The sequence below is a fragment of the Brevundimonas sp. FV1ye28 genome (assembly GCF_058681135.1).
In genome coordinates this window covers 2,423,646-2,444,591 of sequence record NZ_CM178731.1, presented here as the reverse complement: position 1 = coordinate 2,444,591, position 20,946 = coordinate 2,423,646, and the positions used below count along the sequence as shown (strand labels likewise).

At 68.6% G+C, this 20,946-nt stretch carries 19 protein-coding genes; 17 read left to right on the top strand and 2 right to left on the bottom strand.

The window, feature by feature from the left end:
* The first annotated feature begins 6 nt into the window (after positions 1–6).
* Positions 7–729 carry a DNA polymerase III subunit epsilon gene (dnaQ, locus tag ACW171_RS11915; protein ID WP_492093519.1) on the top strand — a complete coding sequence of 241 codons (723 nt, stop codon included), beginning with the start codon at positions 7–9 and terminating at the stop codon, positions 727–729.
* Between the two features lie 4 nt (positions 730–733).
* On the opposite strand, the gene secB is transcribed toward dnaQ, so the two are convergent.
* Positions 734–1,228 (bottom strand): protein-export chaperone SecB, encoded by a 495-nt coding sequence (gene secB / locus ACW171_RS11910; protein WP_492093518.1) that lies wholly within the window; start codon positions 1,226–1,228, stop codon positions 734–736.
* Between the two features lie 253 nt (positions 1,229–1,481).
* Here secB and timA point away from each other — a divergent pair, with 253 nt between their 5' ends.
* The 3 genes from timA to ACW171_RS11895 all read left to right on the top strand — a co-directional run bounded on the left by timA (position 1,482) and on the right by ACW171_RS11895 (position 3,787).
* Positions 1,482–2,135, top strand: a complete 654-nt coding sequence (gene timA / locus ACW171_RS11905) for a TIM44-related membrane protein TimA (RefSeq protein WP_492093517.1) — start codon at positions 1,482–1,484, stop codon at positions 2,133–2,135.
* Between the two features lie 38 nt (positions 2,136–2,173).
* On the top strand, positions 2,174–3,241 hold the full coding sequence (locus ACW171_RS11900; RefSeq protein ID WP_492093516.1) for an MltA domain-containing protein: 1,068 nt from the start codon (positions 2,174–2,176) through the stop codon (positions 3,239–3,241).
* A 96-nt stretch (positions 3,242–3,337) separates the two neighbouring features.
* Positions 3,338–3,787 (top strand): BLUF domain-containing protein, encoded by a 450-nt coding sequence (locus tag ACW171_RS11895; protein WP_492093514.1) that lies wholly within the window; start codon positions 3,338–3,340, stop codon positions 3,785–3,787.
* Between the two features lies 1 nt (position 3,788).
* On the opposite strand, the gene ACW171_RS11890 is transcribed toward ACW171_RS11895, so the two are convergent.
* Positions 3,789–5,300 (bottom strand): helicase HerA-like domain-containing protein, encoded by a 1,512-nt coding sequence (locus ACW171_RS11890; RefSeq protein ID WP_492093512.1) that lies wholly within the window; start codon positions 5,298–5,300, stop codon positions 3,789–3,791.
* A gap of 93 nt (positions 5,301–5,393) precedes the next feature.
* Here ACW171_RS11890 and ACW171_RS11885 point away from each other — a divergent pair, with 93 nt between their 5' ends.
* From ACW171_RS11885 to ACW171_RS11825, 13 genes are all read left to right on the top strand, one after another.
* A complete protein-coding gene (locus ACW171_RS11885) occupies positions 5,394–6,551 on the top strand; it encodes an AI-2E family transporter (RefSeq protein ID WP_492093510.1) in 1,158 nt (385 codons plus the stop codon).
* Positions 6,552–6,865: 314 nt separating this feature from the next.
* Positions 6,866–7,726 carry an outer membrane protein gene (locus tag ACW171_RS11880; RefSeq protein WP_492093508.1) on the top strand — a complete coding sequence of 287 codons (861 nt, stop codon included), beginning with the start codon at positions 6,866–6,868 and terminating at the stop codon, positions 7,724–7,726.
* A 211-nt stretch (positions 7,727–7,937) separates the two neighbouring features.
* Positions 7,938–12,845 carry an NAD-glutamate dehydrogenase gene (locus ACW171_RS11875; protein ID WP_492093506.1) on the top strand — a complete coding sequence of 1,636 codons (4,908 nt, stop codon included), beginning with the start codon at positions 7,938–7,940 and terminating at the stop codon, positions 12,843–12,845.
* A complete protein-coding gene (locus tag ACW171_RS11870) occupies positions 12,845–13,312 on the top strand; it encodes a universal stress protein (RefSeq protein ID WP_492093504.1) in 468 nt (155 codons plus the stop codon). The genes ACW171_RS11875 and ACW171_RS11870 overlap by 1 nt, the downstream gene beginning before the upstream one ends.
* Before the next feature lie 415 nt (positions 13,313–13,727).
* Positions 13,728–14,285: a NifU family protein gene (locus tag ACW171_RS11865; RefSeq protein ID WP_492093503.1), complete on the top strand. Its 558-nt coding sequence runs from the start codon at positions 13,728–13,730 to the stop codon at positions 14,283–14,285.
* A 5-nt stretch (positions 14,286–14,290) separates the two neighbouring features.
* Positions 14,291–14,944 carry a tRNA (adenosine(37)-N6)-threonylcarbamoyltransferase complex dimerization subunit type 1 TsaB gene (gene tsaB, locus ACW171_RS11860; protein WP_492093502.1) on the top strand — a complete coding sequence of 218 codons (654 nt, stop codon included), beginning with the start codon at positions 14,291–14,293 and terminating at the stop codon, positions 14,942–14,944.
* The gene (gene rimI / locus ACW171_RS11855) at positions 14,941–15,372 is read left to right on the top strand and encodes a ribosomal protein S18-alanine N-acetyltransferase (RefSeq protein WP_492093501.1); all 432 of its coding nucleotides are present in this window, start codon (positions 14,941–14,943) and stop codon (positions 15,370–15,372) included. The genes tsaB and rimI overlap by 4 nt, the downstream gene beginning before the upstream one ends.
* A gap of 40 nt (positions 15,373–15,412) precedes the next feature.
* Positions 15,413–15,892 (top strand): Fur family transcriptional regulator, encoded by a 480-nt coding sequence (locus ACW171_RS11850; protein ID WP_492093499.1) that lies wholly within the window; start codon positions 15,413–15,415, stop codon positions 15,890–15,892.
* 44 nt (positions 15,893–15,936) lie between these two features.
* Positions 15,937–17,334, top strand: a complete 1,398-nt coding sequence (miaB, locus tag ACW171_RS11845) for a tRNA (N6-isopentenyl adenosine(37)-C2)-methylthiotransferase MiaB (protein WP_492093498.1) — start codon at positions 15,937–15,939, stop codon at positions 17,332–17,334.
* Complete coding sequence (locus tag ACW171_RS11840; protein ID WP_492093496.1) at positions 17,318–18,307, top strand: PhoH family protein; 990 nt, start codon at positions 17,318–17,320, stop codon at positions 18,305–18,307. Before miaB ends, ACW171_RS11840 begins: the two co-directional genes overlap by 17 nt.
* 11 nt (positions 18,308–18,318) lie before the next feature.
* A complete protein-coding gene (gene ybeY, locus ACW171_RS11835) occupies positions 18,319–18,777 on the top strand; it encodes an rRNA maturation RNase YbeY (RefSeq protein WP_492096627.1) in 459 nt (152 codons plus the stop codon).
* Positions 18,767–20,362 carry an apolipoprotein N-acyltransferase gene (gene lnt / locus ACW171_RS11830; protein WP_492093494.1) on the top strand — a complete coding sequence of 532 codons (1,596 nt, stop codon included), beginning with the start codon at positions 18,767–18,769 and terminating at the stop codon, positions 20,360–20,362. Before ybeY ends, lnt begins: the two co-directional genes overlap by 11 nt.
* On the top strand, positions 20,359–20,856 hold the full coding sequence (locus tag ACW171_RS11825; RefSeq protein ID WP_492093492.1) for a helix-turn-helix domain-containing protein: 498 nt from the start codon (positions 20,359–20,361) through the stop codon (positions 20,854–20,856). Before lnt ends, ACW171_RS11825 begins: the two co-directional genes overlap by 4 nt.
* Positions 20,857–20,946: the final 90 nt, after the last annotated feature.

Here is a 20,946-nt window from a genome sequence, read left to right as displayed (position 1 = left end):
GGGCGCATGACCCGCGAAATCGTCCTCGATACGGAAACCACCGGCTTCGACCCGCGCACGGGCGACCGGCTGATCGAGGTCGGCTGTATCGAGATCCTCGACCTGCTGCCGACGGGCCGCACCTTCCACCGTTTCGTCAATCCCGAACGGCTGATCCCGCCGGACGCCACGCGGGTCCACGGCATCACCGACGAGAAGGTCAAGGACGCCCCCAAGTTCGCCGAGATCGTGATCGACCTGATGGACTTCATCGGCGACGCCCCGGTGATCGCCCACAACGCCCAGTTCGACCGCAACTTCATTGATCACGAATGCGGACGCTGCGGTCAGGCCCTGCTGCACGAAAACCGCTGGATCGACACGCTTCAGCTGGCCCAGAAGGTCTGGCCGGGCATGCCCAACTCGCTCGACGCCCTGTGCAAACGTTACAAGGTCAGCCTGGCCGACCGCTCGTTCCACGGCGCCCTGATCGATGCCCGTCTGCTGGCCGAGGTCTATCTGGAGCTGAAGGGCGGCAAGGAGCGGGTGCTGGACCTGACCAGCCGTCGCGAGACCCAGGCTGCGGCCGCCCACGCGGCGGCGGGCGGTTATCAGCCGCGCCCGCGTCCGCTGACGCCGCGACTTCACCCCGAAGAAGCGGAGGCGCACCACGCCTTCCTGCTGGCGACCCTGAAGGATCGATCGCTGTGGGCCGGCTACGGGCTCGAGGTCGTCGAGCCCGCTGTTTAGCGGCTCAGGCTACGCCGCCCTGTTGGGCCTGCTGCTGCTGACGCGCCGTGTAGATGCCGGCGAAGTCGATCGGATCCAGCATGAAGGGCGGGTAGAAGCCGCCGTCCGCGGTCGCCCGGGCCACGATCTCGCGGGCGTAGGGGAACAGATAGCGCGGGCATTCGATCAGCAGCATCGGCTCGATGTCCTGTTCCGGAATGCCGGTCAGCTGGAACAGGCCGCCGTACAGCAGCTCGACATGGAAGACCGGCATGGTCTCGACCGAGGCCTTGATCGACAGCTTCAGGTCGACTTCGAACAGACCGTCGGGACGACCCTGGGCGTTCAGTTCCACGCCCATGTCGATGGCGGGCTTGCCGTCCATGCGCAGGCTGTCGGGGGCCTTGGGGTTCTCGAACGACAGGTCGCGCACGAACTGGGCCAGGATCCGGAAACCCGGAACCGGCGGCTGGTTGGTCTGTGCGGCGCCGTTGGCGTCGGCGGGCGAAACGTCGGTCATGAAAACGAAGCCGTTCAAAGAGGCGAAAATGCGAGGCTGCGCGACTAGCATCCGCCCGAACCCGCCGCAATCTTTTGGGCGCTATCGCTCACTGCTCGGCCGCTCGGTGCTTGAGCGCCTGGGGTCGCGGCGGGATGTCACAACTCGCCTGGGGTGCGTCACGCCTTGCGAAGGCCCATATCAGACCGTAATCGTCCTGTCCGACGCGCCCGGCCCTCTCGGCCGGGACCAGGACGCCATCCAGGGATACCCCGTGCCGGTACAGTTCTCGCTCGTCATCTTCGCCGTCATCGCCGCGGTCGTCCTGTTCCAGCTCTATAATGTGCTGGGCAAGAAGGTCGGCCGCCAGCCGCAGGAAGACGCCAAGACCCCCGCCCTGCCCGCGACCGCCGCCACTGGCCCGGAAGCTCAGTCGCGCGTGCCGGCTCTCGACGCCGCCACCCTGGCCGCCGCCGCCTCGCTCCGCGCCCGCGACCCCGCCTTCGATCCGGCCAAGTTCATCGAGGGCGCGCGTCAGGCCTATGAGACCATCGTCCGCGGCTATGCCTCGGGCGATCGCGCCGCGCTCAAGCCCCTGCTGACACCCGCCGTGCTGGACTCGTTCGAGACCGGCATCGCCGCCCGTGAGGTTCGCGGCGAAACCGAACAGGTCGAGTTCCTGTTCCCGCCCCGCGCCGACTTGGAACTGGCCTCCGCCGAGGGCGACCGCGCCGTGGCCAAGGTCCGCTTCCTGGCCGAGATCCGCTCCAAGGTGATCCTGCCCGAAGGCGAGGCCACCCCCGGCGCCCCGGCGTCTGAGCCGCGTATCGAGGAACGCCGCACGGCCGAACACTGGACGTTCGAACGCTCGCTCGGTGCCGCCGACCCCAACTGGGTCCTCGCCCGCGTCGAACCCGCCAACGCCTAGGGCACCTACCCTTGGGATTTGACCTGAGGCCGTTAGTGGTGGGCGCGTTCCTGCTGCTGGCCGGGTGTGCGACGTCGCCGCCGACCACCGCGCCGGTTTCGCCGACACGACCGACGCCCAGCGCGCCGCCGGCCCAGGTCTCCAGCCTGCCGGGACCCCAGACCCTGCCGGGCTGGGCCGACGAGGATCATCTGGCGGCGTTCCAGGCCTATGCCGAGACCTGCCGCGTCGCCCGCGACGCCGCTTCCGCCCGACAGTGCGAGCGGGCCCAGGAGATCCGGCGCACCTCCAGGCCGGTCACACCCTCGATGGCCCGCGCCTTCTTCGAGACCGGCTTCGCGGTGGTCGCCGCCGAGACCGCCGACGGCCGCCCCGGCCTGCTGACCTCCTATTTCGCCCCGGAATATTCGGCCCGCCGCGCCCCCGACCGCGAGTTCGACACGCCGGTTCTCGGCCGCCCCGCCGGCTGGACGCGCGGTCAGGTCCTCGCCGAGCGCGCCGTGATCGAGGCCGGCCCGCCGCCCTCGCCGCCCCTCGCCTGGATGCGGGCCGAGGACCTCTTCTTCCTCCAGATCCAGGGCTCCGGCTACCTGACCTTCGAGGATGGGTCCAAGGCCCGCGCCGCCTACGCCGCCGACAACGGCCACCGGTTCGTCGGCATAGCCCGGCCGATGGCGGAGCGCGGCATTCTGCCGGCCAACGGGACCTCCGGCGAGGCGATCCGCGCCTGGCTGGCCGCCCACCGCGGGCCTGAGGTCAGGGCGATCACGGCCCTCAACCCCCGCTACATCTATTTCGCGATGGACCCCGACGACGGCGGCGATCCGGCCGGAGCGGCGGGCGTTCCCCTGCCCGCGCGTCGGGCCATCGCGGTCGATCCGGCCAGCTGGGCCTATGGCGACCTGGTGTGGATCTCGGCCGACGGCGGCAACCTGATCGGCGCCCGCCACGGCTATTCCGGCCTGGTCATGGCGCTGGACACCGGCTCGGCCATTCGTGGCCCGGTCCGTGCGGATCTCTACATGGGCCGAGGCCACGCGGCTGGAGACGAGGCGGGGGCGGTGCGCCATCCCCTGCGCATGTGGCGGCTGGTGCCCAGACCCTGAGTGAATGGGCTCCGAGCGATTGGCCCCTGAGCGATTAGGGTTTCCGGCGAAAAGCGCCTAGATGGACGGCGGATTCGCCGCCAGGCCATCCTCCCCATGACATCCCCGACCGAGACCACGCGCCAGCCCCTTCGGGAGCGCGTGCTCGAGCGCCTCGTCTATCGCAGCGACGCGGTGGATGCGTCTGAGGGGCCTACGGACCTGTCGGACGTCGTGGCCACCTCGGTCAGGAACAACGGTCGTCGCCGGATCACCGGCGCCCTGGCCTTCCATTCCGGCACCTTCGTCCAGGTGCTGGAAGGCGACCCCGAGGCCCTGACCGCCCTGATGGCGGAGATCGAGGCCGACACCCGCCATCGCAACGTCCGCGTCCTGGCGCGCTGGCCGATTCAGGCGCAGCTGTTCATCGGCTGGGCCATGGTTCTGGTCGATACCCGCAGATTGTCGCCGCACCTGGCCAAGCTGCTGAGCCAGACCGGGTCGGGCGCCCAGGTCACCGGCGTCATCGCCGATCTCGCCAATGCCCGTCTAGGTTCTATGGCCTGACCTAACGCCGCAGACCGCCCAGGATTCCCCGCAAAAGTTCGCGCGTGATCGTCGATCCGGCCGTGCGCAACACCGACTTGGTCAGGGCCTCCATCGGCGTCTGACGGGTGGATTTGCGCGGGGCCTTGGGCGCAGGGGGAGCCTTGGGCGTCGTTGGGGCGCGGCCCTTCGGAGCGGGCTTTGTCACAGGGGTCGCAGCTTCTGCCGTCTGCGCATGGCGGGCCGCGAGGATTTCCTCCGCGGATTCCCGATCCACGACGGTGTCGTAAATTCCCTTCACCGGACTGGCGGCCATGACGGCGGCGCGCTCAGTATCGGTCGCGGGACCCAGCCGGCTGTCCGGCGGACGGATCAGGGTGCGGGCGACGACACGGGGCGCGCCCTTCTCGTCCAGCGTCGAGACCAGGGCCTCGCCGGTGCCCAGCGCCTGAATGGCCTCGGCCGTGTCGAAGGCCGGGTTGACGCGGAAGCTCTGCGAGGCCGCTTTCAGTCCGCGCTGGTCCGACGGGGTGTAGGCCCTGAGCGCATGCTGGATGCGGTTGCCCAGCTGGGCCAGGACGCTGTCGGGGATATCGGCCGGGTTCTGGGTGATGAAATAGACCCCCACCCCCTTGGAGCGGATCAGGCGAACGACCTGTTCGACCTTCTCCAGCAGGGGCTTGGGCGCATCCTTGAACAGCAGGTGGGCCTCGTCGAAGAAGAAGACGAGACGCGGCTTTTCCGGGTCGCCGATCTCGGGCAGCTGTTCGAACAGCTCGGACATCAGCCACAGCAGGAAGGCCCCGTACAGGCGCGGACTGTTCATCAGCCGGGTGGAATCGAGCACGTTGACCTGACCGCGCCCGTCGAGGCTCGTCCGCATCATGTCGGTCAGCTTCAACGCGGGCTCGCCGAAGAAGGCGTCGCCGCCGTCCTGTTCCAGCTGCAGCAGGGCGCGCTGGATCGAGGCGATGGAAGCCGGGGCGACATTGCCGACCTCGCGGCCGATGCGCGCGGCATTCTCGGCGACATAGACCAGCATGGACCTCAGGTCGTCGAGGTCGAGCAGCAGCAGACCTTCCTTGTCGGCGACGTGGAATGCGACGGTCAGCACCCCCTCCTGCACCTCGTTCAGGTCGAGCATGCGCGCCATCAACAGGGGACCGATCTCCGACACGGTCGCGCGGACCGGATGCCCCTTCTGGCCGTACAGGTCCCAGAAGACCGTCGGTGCGGCCTTGGGCGACAGGCTCAGGCCCATCCCCTCGGCGCGCGCGATCAGCTTCTCGTTCGGTGATCCGACCTGGCTGATGCCGGACAGGTCGCCTTTCACATCGGCGCAGAAGACGGGGACGCCCATCTCCGAAAAGCCCTGGGCCATGATCTGCAGGGTCACCGTCTTGCCGGTGCCGGTGGCGCCGGCGATCACCCCATGGCGGTTGGCGCGGGTCCATAACAGGAGTTCGCGTTGCGGCGTCCCTCCGTCGGAGGACTGGCCGAGGAACAGGCCCGGGTTGGCGGCGGCGTCGGTCATGAAGCGATCTCCTTGCCACGATGATTAGCCGCAGCCTCGCTCCGGGCCAATCGTCGATTGACCGCCGCCCCGCCGCCCCCGACAAGTCGATCCATGAAATCGCCGATCGCCGTTCCGACCTCGACCGTTGCGCGCAATGCGCTGGTGACCCTGGCGGTGGTGGCCGCAGGCGCGGCCATCTACTGGCTGCGGGACATCCTGACGCCCCTGGCCATGGCGATCTTCCTCCTGATCATGATCGACGGGGTGAAGCGGTTCATCGAAGAGCGGACGACCCTGCCCAGGCACTGGGCGGGCACGGCGGCCCTGTCGGTGGTGGTCGTGGCCTTCCTCGCCTCGATCGCCTTCATCGTGAACGGGGCGGCGGGCTTCTTCACCGACGCCTCGGGCGTCTCCAGCGGCATCGGCCCGCGCATCGACGCCATCATCGCCGACGGGGCGCGACTGTTCGGCATGGAGACCCCGCCGACGGCCCAGGAACTGATCCGCGGCATCGATCTTCGCGGCAACCTGACCTCCCTCGCCTTCCAGGTTCAGGGCGTGGTCTCGGGCGCCTTCTTCGTCATGGTCTACCTGGCCTTCCTGCTGGCGGCCCAGAACGGTTTCCGCAGGAAACTCGTCAACCTCTTCCCGAACCGCGAGGCCCGTCAGGAAGCCTCGGAGGTGTTCGAGCGGGTCCGCGGCGGGGTCGAAGGCTATCTGTGGGTCCAGACCGTCACCGGCCTGATCATCTGCGCCGCCGCCTGGATCCTGATGCGGCTGGTGGGGCTCCAGAACGCGGAGTTCTGGACCTTCGTCATCTTCGTCGTGGGCTTCATCCCGGTCCTGGGCGGCGCGATCGCCGGCTTGGCCCCGCCCCTGTTCGCCCTGGTGCAGTTCCCGACCTACTGGCCGGCCCTGATCCTGCTCGTGGGACTGCAGGTCATCCTGTTCGTCGTCGGCAACGCCATCCAGCCACGCATGCAGGGCGACAACCAGAACATCGACCCGGTCGCCGTGCTTCTGGCCCTGGCCCTCTGGGGCAAGCTCTGGGGCGTCGTCGGCATGTTCCTGTCGACGCCGCTCGCCGTGATGGCCATGGCCATCCTGGCCGAGTTCAAGGGCTCGATGTGGGTCGCCATCCTGTTGTCCGGTGACGGGAGTCCCTATGCCGACGAAGACGAAGAGGCCTCCGGCAAGGCGCCGGCGAAGCGAGCCCCCTCGTCGAAACGCCGCGTCAAACCGCCACGCGCCTCGACCGCCGAACCCTGACATTCGACCCCTTGCGGAGGCCGGGAGGCCCTCCCATCTGCCATCCAGACGTCGCGGCCCCCTCCCCTCCCCCAAGGCCGCGACGGTACCGACCGGCGCCTCTCCCCCCTCCAGCGCCGGTCCGAGTGAGGCCGTCGGACGCCCGTCCGGCGGCCTTTTTCCTTGTCTGAACAGTGATGCGGGAAAGCGACACTGTGCGATCGCGAACCCTCGGCCTGCGTCCGTGCGGAACGCCCCACCGTTCCTGTCGTTAGGCCCGGCGGAAGGGTTGCCACGCCGCGCAGTCGCAACGCGTTCGACCAAGGACTGAAAACATGATCAAAATCATCTCCGCGGCCGCTACGGCGCTGCTTCTCACGGGCGTCGCCGCACCGGCCATGGCCCAGACCTGGATGCCCAACTGGGACGCGCGCCCGAACTGGACCGGCGGCTACGTCGGCGTTTACGGCAGCGCGACCCAGACCAATGACCAGGACGACGAACGTCTGCGCTTCGACCGCAATCTGGACGGCAATTTCGGCGACACCGTCACCACCGCGGCCGGTGCCGACGCCTTCAGCCCCGGATCGTGCGGCGGTTCGCCCAAAGGCAATGTGCCCACCGCCGGATGCGACGGTGACTCGGACGGCGCCGAGGGCGGCATCCGCGCCGGCTACGACTTCCAGTTCGGTTCCTTTGTGATCGGGGCCGTGGCGGAATACTCGGGCTTCTCGGGCGCCGAGGACAGCGTCACCTCCTATTCGACCACGCCGGCGTCTTACACCTTCGAGCGCAAGCTGGAGAACCTGGCCGCCATCCGCGCCCGTGTCGGCTACGCCTACGGCCCGGCCCTGCTCTACGCCACCGGCGGCGCCGCGAGCGGCGAGATGTCGAACCAGTTCTATTCGTCCAACGGCATGAACAGCTTCGACGCCACGACGAACGAGGACCAGGCGGACGGCTATCAGGCCGGCGGCGGCGTGGAATACATGCTGGCGCCGAACCTCAGCGTGACGGGCGAGTACATGTACACCTCGCTTGAAGCGCCCGATTTCAACATTCGCGTCGGACGCGGCGTCGCTGCGGCGAACAACCCGTTCGTCCTGGCCCCGAACACCGTGGGAACCGACATGATCCGCTCCAACGGCCGGTTCGGCCTTCATGCGGTGCGCATCGGCATGAACTACCGTTTCTGATCTCCCCCCGGATCAGTGAACGGTGATCAGGCGCCGGGTTCTGGAGACAGGACCCGGCGTTTGTCGTTTCCGGCCTTCCCGTCCCGCGCGGTCCGGCCTATCCAACGCATCAGGGACAGGACGTATCGGGCGGTGACGCCGGCGTAACAGTGAGACGATAACGTCCGGTCCAGATCCTGGCGGCCCAGCCGCGCCTTTCGAGACCCTGCCCATGTCCGGCGACCTCCGCACCTCCTCCCAGCCCTCAAGCCCGGAGGCGCTGCAAAAGGCCTTCGCTGGGGCCTTGGGTGGCGGGGGCGGCGAGTTGGAGCAGTCTTTCGTCGCCCAGGCCTGGGAAGACTACGCCGAGGACGAGACCCCCGAACTGGCGCTCGTCGACCTGGGCGCGGTCCTGGCCGAGGCCTGGCGCTGGGCCGATCGGCGCGCGCCCGGCGAGACGCGCGTGGCGGTGGAACCCCTGGCGGCGGCCGGTCGCGCCACGCCGTACGACGCCCTGCGCATCGTTCAGGACGACCGACCCTTCCTGGTCGACAGCGTCATGGGCGAACTGGCCGACAGCGGCGTTTCGGTCCGCGCCCTGTTCCACCCTGTTCTGAACCTGACCCGCCAGGCCGACGGATCGCGTCAGGCCGGCGGCGCGCGTGAATCCCTCATCATCCTGGTCATCGATCCCCTGCCGCCCGAACGCCGCGAGGCGCTTCAGGCCGGCGTCGAACAGACCCTGGCCGACGTCCACATCGCCGTCTCCGACTACCCGGCCATGAACGATCTGATGGCCCGCTCGATCGCCCATCTGGAGGCCTGCCCCGGCGGCATCGATCCGGAGATCGTGGCCGAGAACCTCGCCTTCCTGCGCTCGCTCAACGACGACGCCTTCGTCTTCCTGGGCGCCCGCGACTACGACTATCCGCGTACCGCCGACGGTGGCTACGCGGCCGAGGCGCCGCTGGACCAGTCCGCCGCCGGCGTCGGCGTGTTGCGCGATCCGCAGCGCACCGTTCTGCGCCGCACCTCCGAGCCCGCCGTCCTGACCGCCCAGATGAAGCGCCAGATTGATCTCAGTGATCCGGTCACGGTGGCCAAGGGCAATCTGCGCAGCCGGGTGCATCGTCGCGCCTACATGGATTACGTCGGGGTCAAGCGGTATGGCGACGACGGTCGTCCCTCGGGCGAAACCCGGTTCGTCGGCCTGTTCACCGCCGAGGCCTACGACCGCCCGCCGTCCCAGGTGCCGCTGATCCGTCGCAAGGTCGCCAAGGTGCTCGACCGCGCCGGCAAGGCTCCCGGCTCGCACAACGAAAAGCGGCTCCGGAACATTCTCGAAAACTACCCCCGGGACGAACTCTTCCAGGTCACCGAGAACGAGCTGCTGGAGACGGCGCTCGGCATCCTCCACCTGTATGACCGTCCCCGGATCAAGACCTTCACGCGCAAGGACCCGTTCGACCGGTTCGTGTCGGTCCTGGCCTTCGTGCCGCGCGAGCGCTTCGACGCCGGCGTGCGCGAGCGGATCGGCCGCATCCTGGCGCGCGCCTGGGGCGGGCGCCTCTCGGCCTGGTATCCGCAGTTGTCCGATCAGCCGCTCGTGCGCATCCACTACATCATCGGCGTGACGCCGGGCGAACATCCCACGCCGGACGCCCGCGCCCTGGACGCCGAGATCGTCGAGACGGGCCGCAGCTGGGTCGATCGCTTCGAGAGCGCTCTGCGCGCCGCCGACATCGACGACAATCAGATCGGCGCCATGAGCAGCCGCTGGGCCGAAGCCTTCGCTCCCGGCTATCGCGACCGCTACGACGCCGCCGAGGCCGTCACCGACCTGAAGGAGATCGATCGTCTCAACGCGACCGGTCTGCGCGACGGCGGTGAACCGGTCGCGGTCCGCGCCTTCCGCTCGACCGAAGACAGCCCGCTGCAGTTCCGCTTCAAGCTCTACCACCGGGGCGGCGCCGTGCCGCTGTCGGACGTCCTGCCGATCCTGGCGGACATGGGCCTGAAGACGCTCGAGGAGTTCAACCACACCATCCGCCCGACCGCCCATTCGGGCACGGCCCAGGACATCCATGTCCATGAGTTCCTTCTGGAGGACCCGCGCGGGGCCTCGCTCGACTTCGACGACATCAAGGGTCCGTTCGAGACCGGCTTCTCGGCCGTCTGGAACGGCCAGACCGAGAGCGACGGCTTCAACCGTCTGGTGCTGGAACTCGGCGTCGGCTGGCGCGAGGCGGCCTTGATCCGCACCCTCGCCCGCTACCGCCAGCAGACCGGCCTCGACCCGTCCCAGGCGGTTCAGGAAGAGGCGCTGCGCGACTATCCCGCCATCGCCCGGGCCCTGCTCAGCCTGTTCGCCTGCAAGTTCGACCCGGCTCACGGCGGCTCCGCCGACGACCGCGCGACCCAGGTCGCCGAACTCAACGACAAGATCAATGCCCTCCTGATGGAGGTGAAATCGCTCGACCACGACCGGGCGCTGCGCCGCATGGCGGCCCTGATCGGGGCGATCAAGCGCACCAACTACTACCAGACCTCCGCCGACGGGGGCTTCAAGGCCCACATCTCGATCAAGATCGCCTCGCGCGAGCTCGACGACCTGCCCCTGCCCAAGCCCTATCGCGAGATCTTCGTCTGGGCGCCGCACATCGAGGGCGTCCACCTGCGCTTCGGCCCGGTCGCACGCGGCGGCCTGCGCTGGTCCGACCGTCGCGACGACTTCCGCACCGAGGTCCTGGGTCTGGTGAAGGCGCAGCAGGTCAAGAACGCCGTCATCGTGCCCGTCGGCTCCAAGGGCGGCTTCTTCCCCAAACACCTGTCGGGCATCGTCCGCGCCGGCGGCGACCGCGACGCCCAGCAGGCCGAGGCCATCCGCGCCTACAAGACCTTCCTGTCGGGCCTTCTGGACATCACCGACAACATTGGCGCGGACGGCGCGGTCGTTCACCCGGCCAATGTCGTCGCCTTCGAGGGTGACGACCCCTACCTGGTCGTGGCCGCCGACAAGGGGACGGCGACCTTCTCCGACATCGCCAACGGCGTCTCGGCCGACTACGGTTTCTGGCTCGACGACGCCTTCGCGTCCGGGGGTTCGGTCGGCTATGACCACAAGGCCATGGGCATCACCGCGCGCGGCGCCTGGGAGGCGGTCAAGCGCCACTTCCGCGAGATCGGCAAGGACATCCAGACCGAACCCTTCACCGTGGTCGGCGTCGGCGACATGTCGGGCGACGTCTTCGGCAACGGCCTGTTGCTGTCCAAGGCCTCCAAGCTGGTCGCCGCCTTCGACCACCGCGACATCTTCATCGACCCGACACCCGACCCCGCCACGTCCTGGGTCGAGCGCGACCGGCTGTTCAAACTGCCGCGGTCGTCCTGGCAGGACTATGACAAGGCCCTGATCTCGACCGGCGGCGGCGTCTTCTCGCGATCGGCCAAGTCGATCGAACTGACGCCTGAGATCCGCGCCGCCCTCGACATCACCGACACGGCGCTGGACCCCGTCAGCCTGATCCGCGCCATCCTCAAGGCGCCGGCCGAGCTGCTCTACCTCGGCGGCATCGGCACCTATGTGAAATCGGCGGCAGAGACCGACGCCCAGGTCGGCGACAAGGGCACCGACGCCCTGCGGATCAACGCCGACGAACTGCGGGTCAAGGTGGTGGGGGAGGGGGCCAACCTGGGCCTCACCCAGGCCGGTCGGATCGCCTTCGCGGCCGGTGGCGGACGCATCAACACCGACGCCATCGACAACTCGGCGGGCGTCGACACCTCCGACCACGAGGTCAACATCAAGATCCTGATCGGATCGGCCGTCACCAACGGTGTTCTGCCGCTGGCCGAGCGGGTCCCGCTCCTGGCCTCGATGACCGAAGAGGTCGGCCTCAAGGTCCTGGCCCACAACTACGACCAGACCCTGGCCCTGACGTTGCAGCAGGCGGAAGGACCGGGCGCGCTCGATAGCCAGCAGCGGTTCATGCAGGCGCTGACCGCGCGCGGCAAACTGGACCGCAAGGTCGAGGGCCTGCCGGGCGATGTCCGGCTCGGCGAGATGAAGGCAGCGGGTCTGGCCCTGACCCGGCCGGAGCTGGCCGTGCTGATGGCCTATTCCAAGCTGGAACTGGCCGACGAGATCGTGGCGTCCAGGGCCCCCGAGGACCCCTTCTTCGAAGAGACCCTGGTCCGCTACTTCCCTGAACCCCTCGCACGGTTCGAGACCCAGATGCAGGGCCACCGCCTGCGTCGCGAGATCGTCGCCACGGTTATGTGCAACGAGATCGTCAACATGACGGGCCCGACCTTCCCCGACCGTCTGCGGGCGGCGGCGAGTTGCGACACCACGGCCCTGGTCATCGCCTTCGAGGCCGCGCGGCGGGTCTTCCGCCTCGACGAGGCCTGGGACGCGGTCAGCGCCCTGGATCTCAAGGTCCCGGCCGAGACCCAGACGGCCCTCTACACCGAAATCTCCACCGTCCTGCGGCGTCAGACCTTCTGGCTGGCGCACCGCGCGGGCCGCGAGGGAACGACGGTTCAGGGTCTGATCGAAGCCTATCGTCCGGCCGCCGATGCGCTCCGCGCGGCGGGGGGCGGCGTTCTCAGCCGGTTCGAACAGGGCCGCCTGGCGGATCGCCTCAAACGGTTCGCCGACATGGGCGTGGGCGAAGCCTTGGCCCAGACCATCGCCATGCTGCGCCCCCTGGTCGCCACCGCCGATATCGGCGACCTGGCCCAGGAAGCGGGCGTCGCAGCCGGCTGGTCCGAGCCCCGGATGGCCCGGCTCTATCACCAGGTCGGCGCCGCCTTCGACTTCGACCGTCTGCGCGCCGCCGCCGGCGCCGTGCCGTCGGGCGATCATTTCGATCGTCTGGCCGTGCGTCGCCTGATCGAGGACCTGATGGCCGAACAGGTCTCTCTGACCCGCGCGGTGGCGAAAGCCTCCAACCCGGCCGTGGGCGACACCGAGGCGACGGCCGAGGCCGCCGTCGACGCCTGGATCGGATCGCGCGCCGAACTGGTCGAGGCCGTCCGCGCCGCCGTGGACGAGATCGAAGCCTCCGGCGCCGGCTGGACCTTCGCCAAACTGACCATCGCCAACGGTCAGATCCGACAGATCGTGGGCGCCCTCTGATGCCGCGCAAGTTCCTGGTCGTGGTCGACGACAGCCCCGAGTTCGAGGCGGCGCTTCGCTACGCCTCGCGCCGGGCGAAATCGACCGGCGGCCGGGTCGCCATGTTGCGGATCATCCCCGGCGGCTCGGACGAACACTGGTCCGGGGTCCGTGAGGAAATCCAGCGCCAGCAACGCGCCGAGGCCGAGGCCCTGCTGAACCGTCTCGGCGAGGAAGCCCAGGACCGCTCCGGCGCACAGCCCATCTTCCTGATCGAGGAGGGCGAACCCCAGGCCGCCATCCGCAAGGTCTGCGGCGAGGATCCGGAGATCAAGATCCTGGTCCTCGCGGCCGGCACGGGCGGACGCGGCCCCGGCCCCCTGGTTTCCGCCGTCCTGAAACAGGGCGCGGCCTTCGGTGGCCGCAAGCTCCCGGTCACCATCGTTCCTGGCGAACTGACCGACGCCGAGATCGAGGACCTGGCGTAGATGCCTTCTCCCCCTGCGGGAGAAGGTGGCCGGAACGCAGCGGAGGTCGGATGAGGGGTCGCACCGGCCCAGGAAGCCTTGCCCTCTGCCTCCTTGGAACCGCCCGCGTGACCCCTCATCCGTCGGGCTGCCGCCCGCCACCTTCTCCCGCAGGGGGAGAAGGAACCAGGCCCGGAGTTGGCAAAGGACGCTCGAATTCACCGAGTGAAAACAACGTCCCGCCCGAAAACTAAGCTTTATTCCAGGCACCCTCCAAAACCGTGAGACACTGCGGGTGATCCTTGACACCCCCAGCGCGACACCCCCCCCGATGTAGACTCTGTCGAGTCTATCGACTCTATTTTTGGAGTCTCGCCTTCGCACCGCCCGATCCGCCGCCCTTGCGAACCGTCCCGCCCAAGCGCATCTCCCGCCCATGTTCATCCAGACCGAACCGACCCCGAACCCGAACGCGCTGAAGTTCCTGCCCGGACGCGATGTCGCTCCCGCCGGTTCGCGTGAGTTCCTGACCATCGACCAGGCGACGGCCTCGCCCCTGGCCGAGGCCCTGTTTACGCTCGAAGACGTCTCCGGCGTCTTCTTCGGCGCCGACTATGTCTCGGTCACCAAGGCCAAGCACGGCCGCGACTGGTCGGAGATGAAGCCCGAGATCCTGTCGGTCATCATGGACCATTTCGTCTCCGGCGCCCCCCTGTTGCGCGCGGGCGAAGAGGGCGCCGATGACGGCGCCGAAGACACCGAGATCGTGGCCGAGATCAAGGCCCTGCTCGACAGCCGCATCCGCCCCGCCGTGGCCCAGGACGGCGGCGACATCCTGTTCGACGCCTTCGACGAGGAGACCGGCGTCCTGTCCTTGCGCATGCGCGGCGCCTGCGCCGGCTGCCCGTCCTCGGCCATGACGCTCAAGGCCGGGGTCGAGCAGATGATGAAACACTATGTCCCCGAAGTGACCAGCGTCGAACAGGTGATCTGACCCCGATGCGGGTCCTGGTCATCGATACCGCGCTGGACGCCTGCACCGCCGCCGTCTTCGAGGACGGCAGTCCGCTCGGCGTGCGCTCCGAACCGATGGCGCGCGGCCATTCCGAACGCCTGGGCGGCTTCGTGCGCGATGCGGTGGCCGAGGCCGGCGGCTTCGAGGCGCTCGACCGGATCGGCGTCACCGTGGGACCGGGGTCCTTCACGGGCCTTCGCGTCGGCCTGGCCTTCGCCCAGGGCCTGGGCGCCGCGCTCGATCTGCCCGTGGTCGGGGTCTCGACGCTGGCGGCCCTGGCCCGCTCCGCCGATGGAGGGCAGGGGACCACGGCCGCCGTCATCGACGCCCGTCGTGGCCAGGTCTACCTCCAACGCTTCCGGGACGGATCTCCGATCTCGGAAGCCGAAGCCCTGTCGATCGAACAGGCCACGGCCGTCCTGGCCCCCGGCGACTGGCGCATGAGCGGCTCCGGCGCGGCGCTCGTGGGCGGGTCTCCCGACGCCGCGACCATGCCCGACCCTGCGGCGCTCGCGGCCCTGACGGTGGCCCACGACCCCGCGGCCCACCCGCCGCGCCCCCTCTATCTTCGCGCGCCCGACGCCACCCCGCCGACACGCCTGCCCGGCCAGCCCCGTCCGGCCGCCCCCGTCGCATGAGTTCGACGCCCGATTCCGGGACCCTGGCCCAAGGGCTCGCCGCCCTTCATGCGGAGGCCTTCGACACCCCTTGGTCGGCGGCGGCCTTCACCGAACTGCTGGGCCAGACCGGCGTGGCCCTGGAAGGCGAGGGGGACGGCTTCATCCTGATCCGCACCGTCGCCGACGAGGCGGAGATCCTGACCTTGGCGGTCCGACCCACGGCCCGGCGACAGGGTCTGGGCGCGCGTCTGGTCCGGGCCGCAACGGATCGCGCGGCCGCTTCCGGGGCAACCCGGATGTTCCTCGAAGTGGCCGAGGACAACGCCCCAGCCCGTGCCCTCTACGGCGGGCTCGGCTTCGAGCCGACGGGTCGGCGGCCGCGCTACTATCCGCGTCCGGACGGCTCGGCGGTCGACGCTCTGCTTCTGGTTCTCAACTTGCCCTGACGGCTTCCCAGCGACGGTTCGCCCCTCTATCTTCACAGCCATGGACCGGATCGAAAAACTCTGCGCCGAGCGCGGCATGCGCATGACCGAACAGCGCCGGGTGATCGCCCGCGTTCTCGGCAGCGCCGAGGATCACCCCGACGTCGAGGAGCTGTACCGCCGCGCCTCCGCCATCGACCCCCACATCTCGATCGCCACCGTCTATCGCACCGTCCGCCTGTTCGAAGAGGCCGGCGTGGTCGAGAAGCATGATTTCGGCGACGGCCGCAGCCGCTATGAAGAGGCCGGCGACGACCACCACGACCACCTGATCGACACCCGCACCGGCGAGGTCATCGAATTCTTCGACGCCGAGATCGAGCGCCTCAAGACCGAGATCGCCGAACGCCTCGGCTTCGAACTGGTCGGCCACAAGCTGGAACTCTACGGCAAGGCCATCGAAGGGGCCGAGCCGTCCAAGCGTGAAGGCCTGATCTTCACTCGCAACGCGGCACGGGTGAACCCCGACCAACTGTCCTGAGCGACGGCGTGGCGCCCGGACGGCGGGCGGACTAGAAGGCCGTCATGTCCGATACCCTGACCCCGCCCGAGGTCGAGAAGCCTGCTGATCCCGTCGGGACCAAGCGGCTCTTCATCAAGACCTACGGCTGCCAGATGAACGTCTATGACAGCGAACGCATGGCCGATGTCCTGCGCCCGCTGGGCTACGCCACGACCGACCAGGTCGAAACCGCCGACTTCGTCATCCTGAACACCTGCCACATCCGCGAAAAGGCGGCCGAGAAGATCTATTCCGAGCTCGGCAAGATGCGGGAGCTGCGCGAACGCAAGGTCGCGCGCGGAGAGCGCCGGATGACCATCGCCGTGGCCGGCTGCGTCGCCCAGGCGGAGGGGCAGGAGATCATGCGGCGGGCGCCCGCCGTCGACATCGTCGTCGGGCCTCAGGCCTATCACCAGCTGCCCGAGCTCCTGACCCGCACCGCCCGGTCGCGCGGCGAGCGGATCGGCGCCGATTTCGCGCCCAACGAAAAGTTCGACGCCCTGCCGGTCGCGCGCGGGGTGAGCGGCTACACCGCCTTCCTGACCGTGCAGGAGGGATGCGACAAGTTCTGCAGCTTCTGTGTGGTGCCTTATACGCGCGGGGCGGAATGGTCCCGACCGGTCGAAGGCGTCCTGGCCGAGGCCAGGGGACTGGCGATGCAGGGCGTGCGCGAGGTCACCCTGCTGGGCCAGAACGTCAACGCCTATGACGGCCAGAGCCCCGACGGGTCGGTCTGGTCTCTGGCCAGACTGGCGCGGGCCCTCGCGGAAATCCCCGGGCTGGACCGCATCCGCTATACGACCAGCCACGCCAACGACATGTCCGACGATCTGATCGCGGCCCATGCCGAGGTGGACGCTTTGATGCCCTATCTGCACCTCCCGGTTCAGGCGGGGTCGGACCGGATCCTGCGGCTGATGAACCGGAAGCACGGGCGTCAGAAATACATCGACCTGATCGGCCGCATCCGCGAGGCGCGACCCGATCTGGCGCTCGCGGGCGACATGATCGTCGGCTTCCCCGGCGAGACGGATCGCGAGTTCGAGGACACGCTCGATCTGGTGCGTCAGGTGAACTACGCCGCCTGCTTCTCCTTCATGTATTCGCCCCGGCCGGGCACGCCCGCCGCGACCATGCCGGGCCAGGTCCCTGCCGAGGTGATGAAAGAACGTCTCAAGGCGCTGCAAGACCTGCTGTTCGAACAGCAGGTCGCTTTCAATGCGGCGCAGGCGGGCCGGACGCTGAACGTCCTGTTCGAGAAGAAGGGCCGCCACGCTGGGCAGGCGATAGGTCGATCCCCATATCTGCAATCCGTCCACGTCGATGGCGCGGATCATCTGCTCGGCCAGATCGTTCCGGTCCAGATCGAACAGGGCAACCAGAACAGTCTGAAAGGCAGCCTGATTGGCGCGAGCATCTGAGTTTCTAGCACTGGACGACGACGCCCTGCGGGCCGTCATCGGTCCGAACAGCCGCCACGTCGCCCTGATCGAGGACGCGTTCAAGGTGCTGATCGAGGCGCCCGGCGGCGGGGTCTCGATCAACGGCGGCGCCCGTGATCGGGCCAATGCGAAACAGGTGATCGAGGGTCTGGCGACCCGCTCCGGCAAGGGCGCCGACGTCAACGAGGCGGACGTGCGCGCCCTGATCGGCTCGGCCCGGACCGGCGTGACCGGCGGGGGGCGTCGCGTCGACCCCATGGCCCTGCCGATCGGCAAGCGCGGCGCCATCGTGCCCAAGACCGACGCTCAGGCCCGCTATCTCGACACCTTGGCCAACCACGAACTCAGCTTCGGCGTCGGGCCGGCGGGGACGGGCAAGACTTTCCTGGCCGCCGCCTATGGCGCATCCCTGCTGCGCCGCGGGCAGGTCGACCGGTTGGTGATCACCCGCCCGGCAGTCGAGGCGGGCGAGAAGTTGGGCTTCCTGCCTGGAGACCTGAACGAGAAGGTCGATCCTTATCTGGCCCCCATCTGGGAGGCGCTGAACGACATCCTCGGCGCCGAGGACGTGCAACGCCGTCGCGACAAGGGCGAGATCGAAGCCGCCCCCATCGCCTTCATGCGCGGCCGGACGCTCAGCCATGCCTTCGTCATCGTCGACGAGGCGCAGAACACATCGCGCCTGCAGATGAAGATGGTCCTGACCCGGCTGGGGGAGGGGGCCCGGATGGTGGTCACCGGCGACCCGTCGCAGATCGACCTGCTGAATCCCAGAGACTCGGGTCTCGCTCACGCGCTGCGCATCCTGCGTGACGTCAAGGGGGTCGGGGTGCTGGAGTTCGAGGCCCAGGACGTGGTGCGCCACGCCATGGTCGAGCGGATCGTGCGCGCCTATGACGCCGACGCGTCGGCTGGCCGGCCCGCGCCCGATCTCGAAGACCCGGCGCGATGAACCCCGGCTCGATGATCGAAGTCGAGGTCGAGGCGGAGGCCTGGACCGACGCCATCGATGACGTTGAGGCCGTGGTGGAACGAGCGGCCGTCGCAGCGCTGGGAATGGCGTCGGGCGGGGTCGTCATCCTGCTGACCGACGACGAAACGGTGCGCGACCTGAATGACCGGTTCCGGGGCAAGGACAGGCCGACCAATGTGTTGTCCTTCCCGGCGGCAGAAATGCCGGGCGCAGATCCACAGCCGCTCGGTGACATCGTTCTGGCCTTTGGCGTCTGCGCGAGCGAGGCCGAGGAACAGTCCAAGACACTGCGCAACCATTTGACCCATCTGGTCGTGCACGGGGTGCTGCACCTCCTAGGCCGCGACCACGAGGACGACGCGGAGGCCGAGGCGATGGAGGGGGAGGAACGGGCGGTGCTTGCCAGCCTGGGCGTATCGGACCCATACACGCTCCCGCATGACGGCTGAGTTTGTTGGAAAATCGAACGAGACCCTGAACTGGGCTCTGGACGGGCGCCTGGCCCGGATCGGTCTGGCGCTGGTCGCCGGGATCGCAACGGCCCTGGCCCATCCGCCCTTCGGCTTTCTGCCAGGGTTGCTCGGCTACCCCCTTCTGATGCTTCTGGCTGAACGATCGGGATCGACGCGCGGCGCCTTCTGGATGGGGTGGCTGGCGGGCTTCGGTTATTTCGGCGTCGGGTGCTGGTGGGTGGCCGAAGCTTTCCTGGTCAATCCTGATCAAGCCTGGATGGCGCCCATCGCAGGAAGTTTGCTGCCTGCAGGGATCGGCCTGTTCTGGGGCGCGGCAACGGCGCTGTATCGCCGGTTTGCGCCCGAAGGGTTTCTCCGGGTCCTGTTCTTCCCTGCCTGCTTCGCCCTGCTGGAATGGCTGCGGGGCCATGTGCTGACGGGCTTCCCGTGGAATCCGGCCGGGGCCAGCTGGGGGGCGGGCTCGGCGGCGTCGCAGTTCGCAGCGGTGGTGGGCGTCTATGGCCTGGGGTTCGTCACCGTGGCGGCGGTTTGCGCCTTGGCGCCGCTCGCCGGACAGGGAAAACGCAAGGCGCGTGTCGGCGTGGCCCTGACGGGTATCGTCGTGCTGGCGGCCCTGATCATCGGTGGAACCGTGCGGCTGGCCGGGGCGAATGTGCGCGATACCGACACCCTGATCCGCATCGTCCAGGCCGATGTGCAGCAGGAGTCCAAATGGTCGCCGGAGACCTATCGCTCCATCGTCGATCGCTATGTGAACCTGACGGCCCGGCCCGGAACCGCCCAGCCGGACGTGATCGTCTGGCCCGAAGGGGCTCTGCCGGCCAGTTTCAACACCGTCTTCGATCCGGCCTCGCCCGACGGCCCGGCCATTGCCCGCGCTGTGCAGCCCGGACAGACCCTGCTGATGGGTCTGGCTCGTGGCGAGGCGGGACCGGACGGACAGGTTCGCTACTACAACAGCCTGTTCGCCATGGCCGATGAGGGCGCGGCGGGTCTGCGGGTCACAGCCGTCTACGACAAATACCGGCTCGTGCCGTTCGGCGAGTTCCTGCCCTTGGGCGGGCTGATGAGCGCGATCGGGGTGCGGAGCCTGGTGCATATGCCGGCCGATTTCAGTCCCGGCCCGCGTCCGACGCCGATCGACCTGCCCAATGCGCCGCGCGTCCAGCCCCTGATCTGTTACGAGAGCCTGTATCCGGGCTTCACCCCCGGCGGCGTCGGGCGACCGGAATGGATCGCCAATGTCTCCAACGACGCCTGGTTCGGAGCGACGTCGGGGCCGATCCAGCATCTGAACCTGGCCAGCTACCGCGCCGTCGAGACGGGCCTGCCCGTGGTGCGCGCCACGCCGACAGGTGTCTCGGCCATGATCGATCCCTGGGGTCGGGTGATCGACGGCGCCCGGCTCGATCCCGGCGAGAGCGGCGTGATCGACATCCTGTTGCCGGAGCCGGTCGGGATCACCCCCTACGGTCGCGTCGGCGACCTGTTGTTTTGGCTGATGGTGCTGGCTGGTTTGGCGCCGGCCGGCTTCGCCCGGTTGAGACGGGCGCGTGGATGACGGGCCTTAAAGCAGACCAGAACTGGCGCACCCGACACATCGACGAGCGGCTTGGGCCTCGTGTCGAAAGGCTGCACAATGCGCGCGGCTTCACCCGCGCGGATGTCGCCCGGCTTCTGGGCATACCCGACGCAACGCTCCAGAACGCTGAGGAAGGGGTGGCCCGCATGACCGCATCCCAGCTCTGGCAGATTTGCGGCGCGACCGGCATCGAGATCGCTGACGTCTTCGCTGGCTTGCCCAGCCATATCTATCGAACCAAGGCAGACTTCGAAAAGATCCGGGAACTGAAGACGCATCCGGTCGCCGACGCCGGTGATCAGGAGGTGCCGCGATATAAGGCCGGGTTCTCAGGCCTGGGCGAGCCGTCTTGGGGCTTAGACCCCGAAGGATCGCTCCGCGACGATCTCGCGGACCTGGGTCGTGCCGTGAGCAAACTGCCCCCCGAGGACCGTGCGTTTCTGATCAGGACGGCCAAGGGTCTGCGACGATGACTAAGTGCTTGTCGAAGCCTGCGTCCGCTTTGCTCGCCGCAGCGTAATGGGTGTTTCCCATATTTGTGGTGACAGTTTCGCAGGACGAGC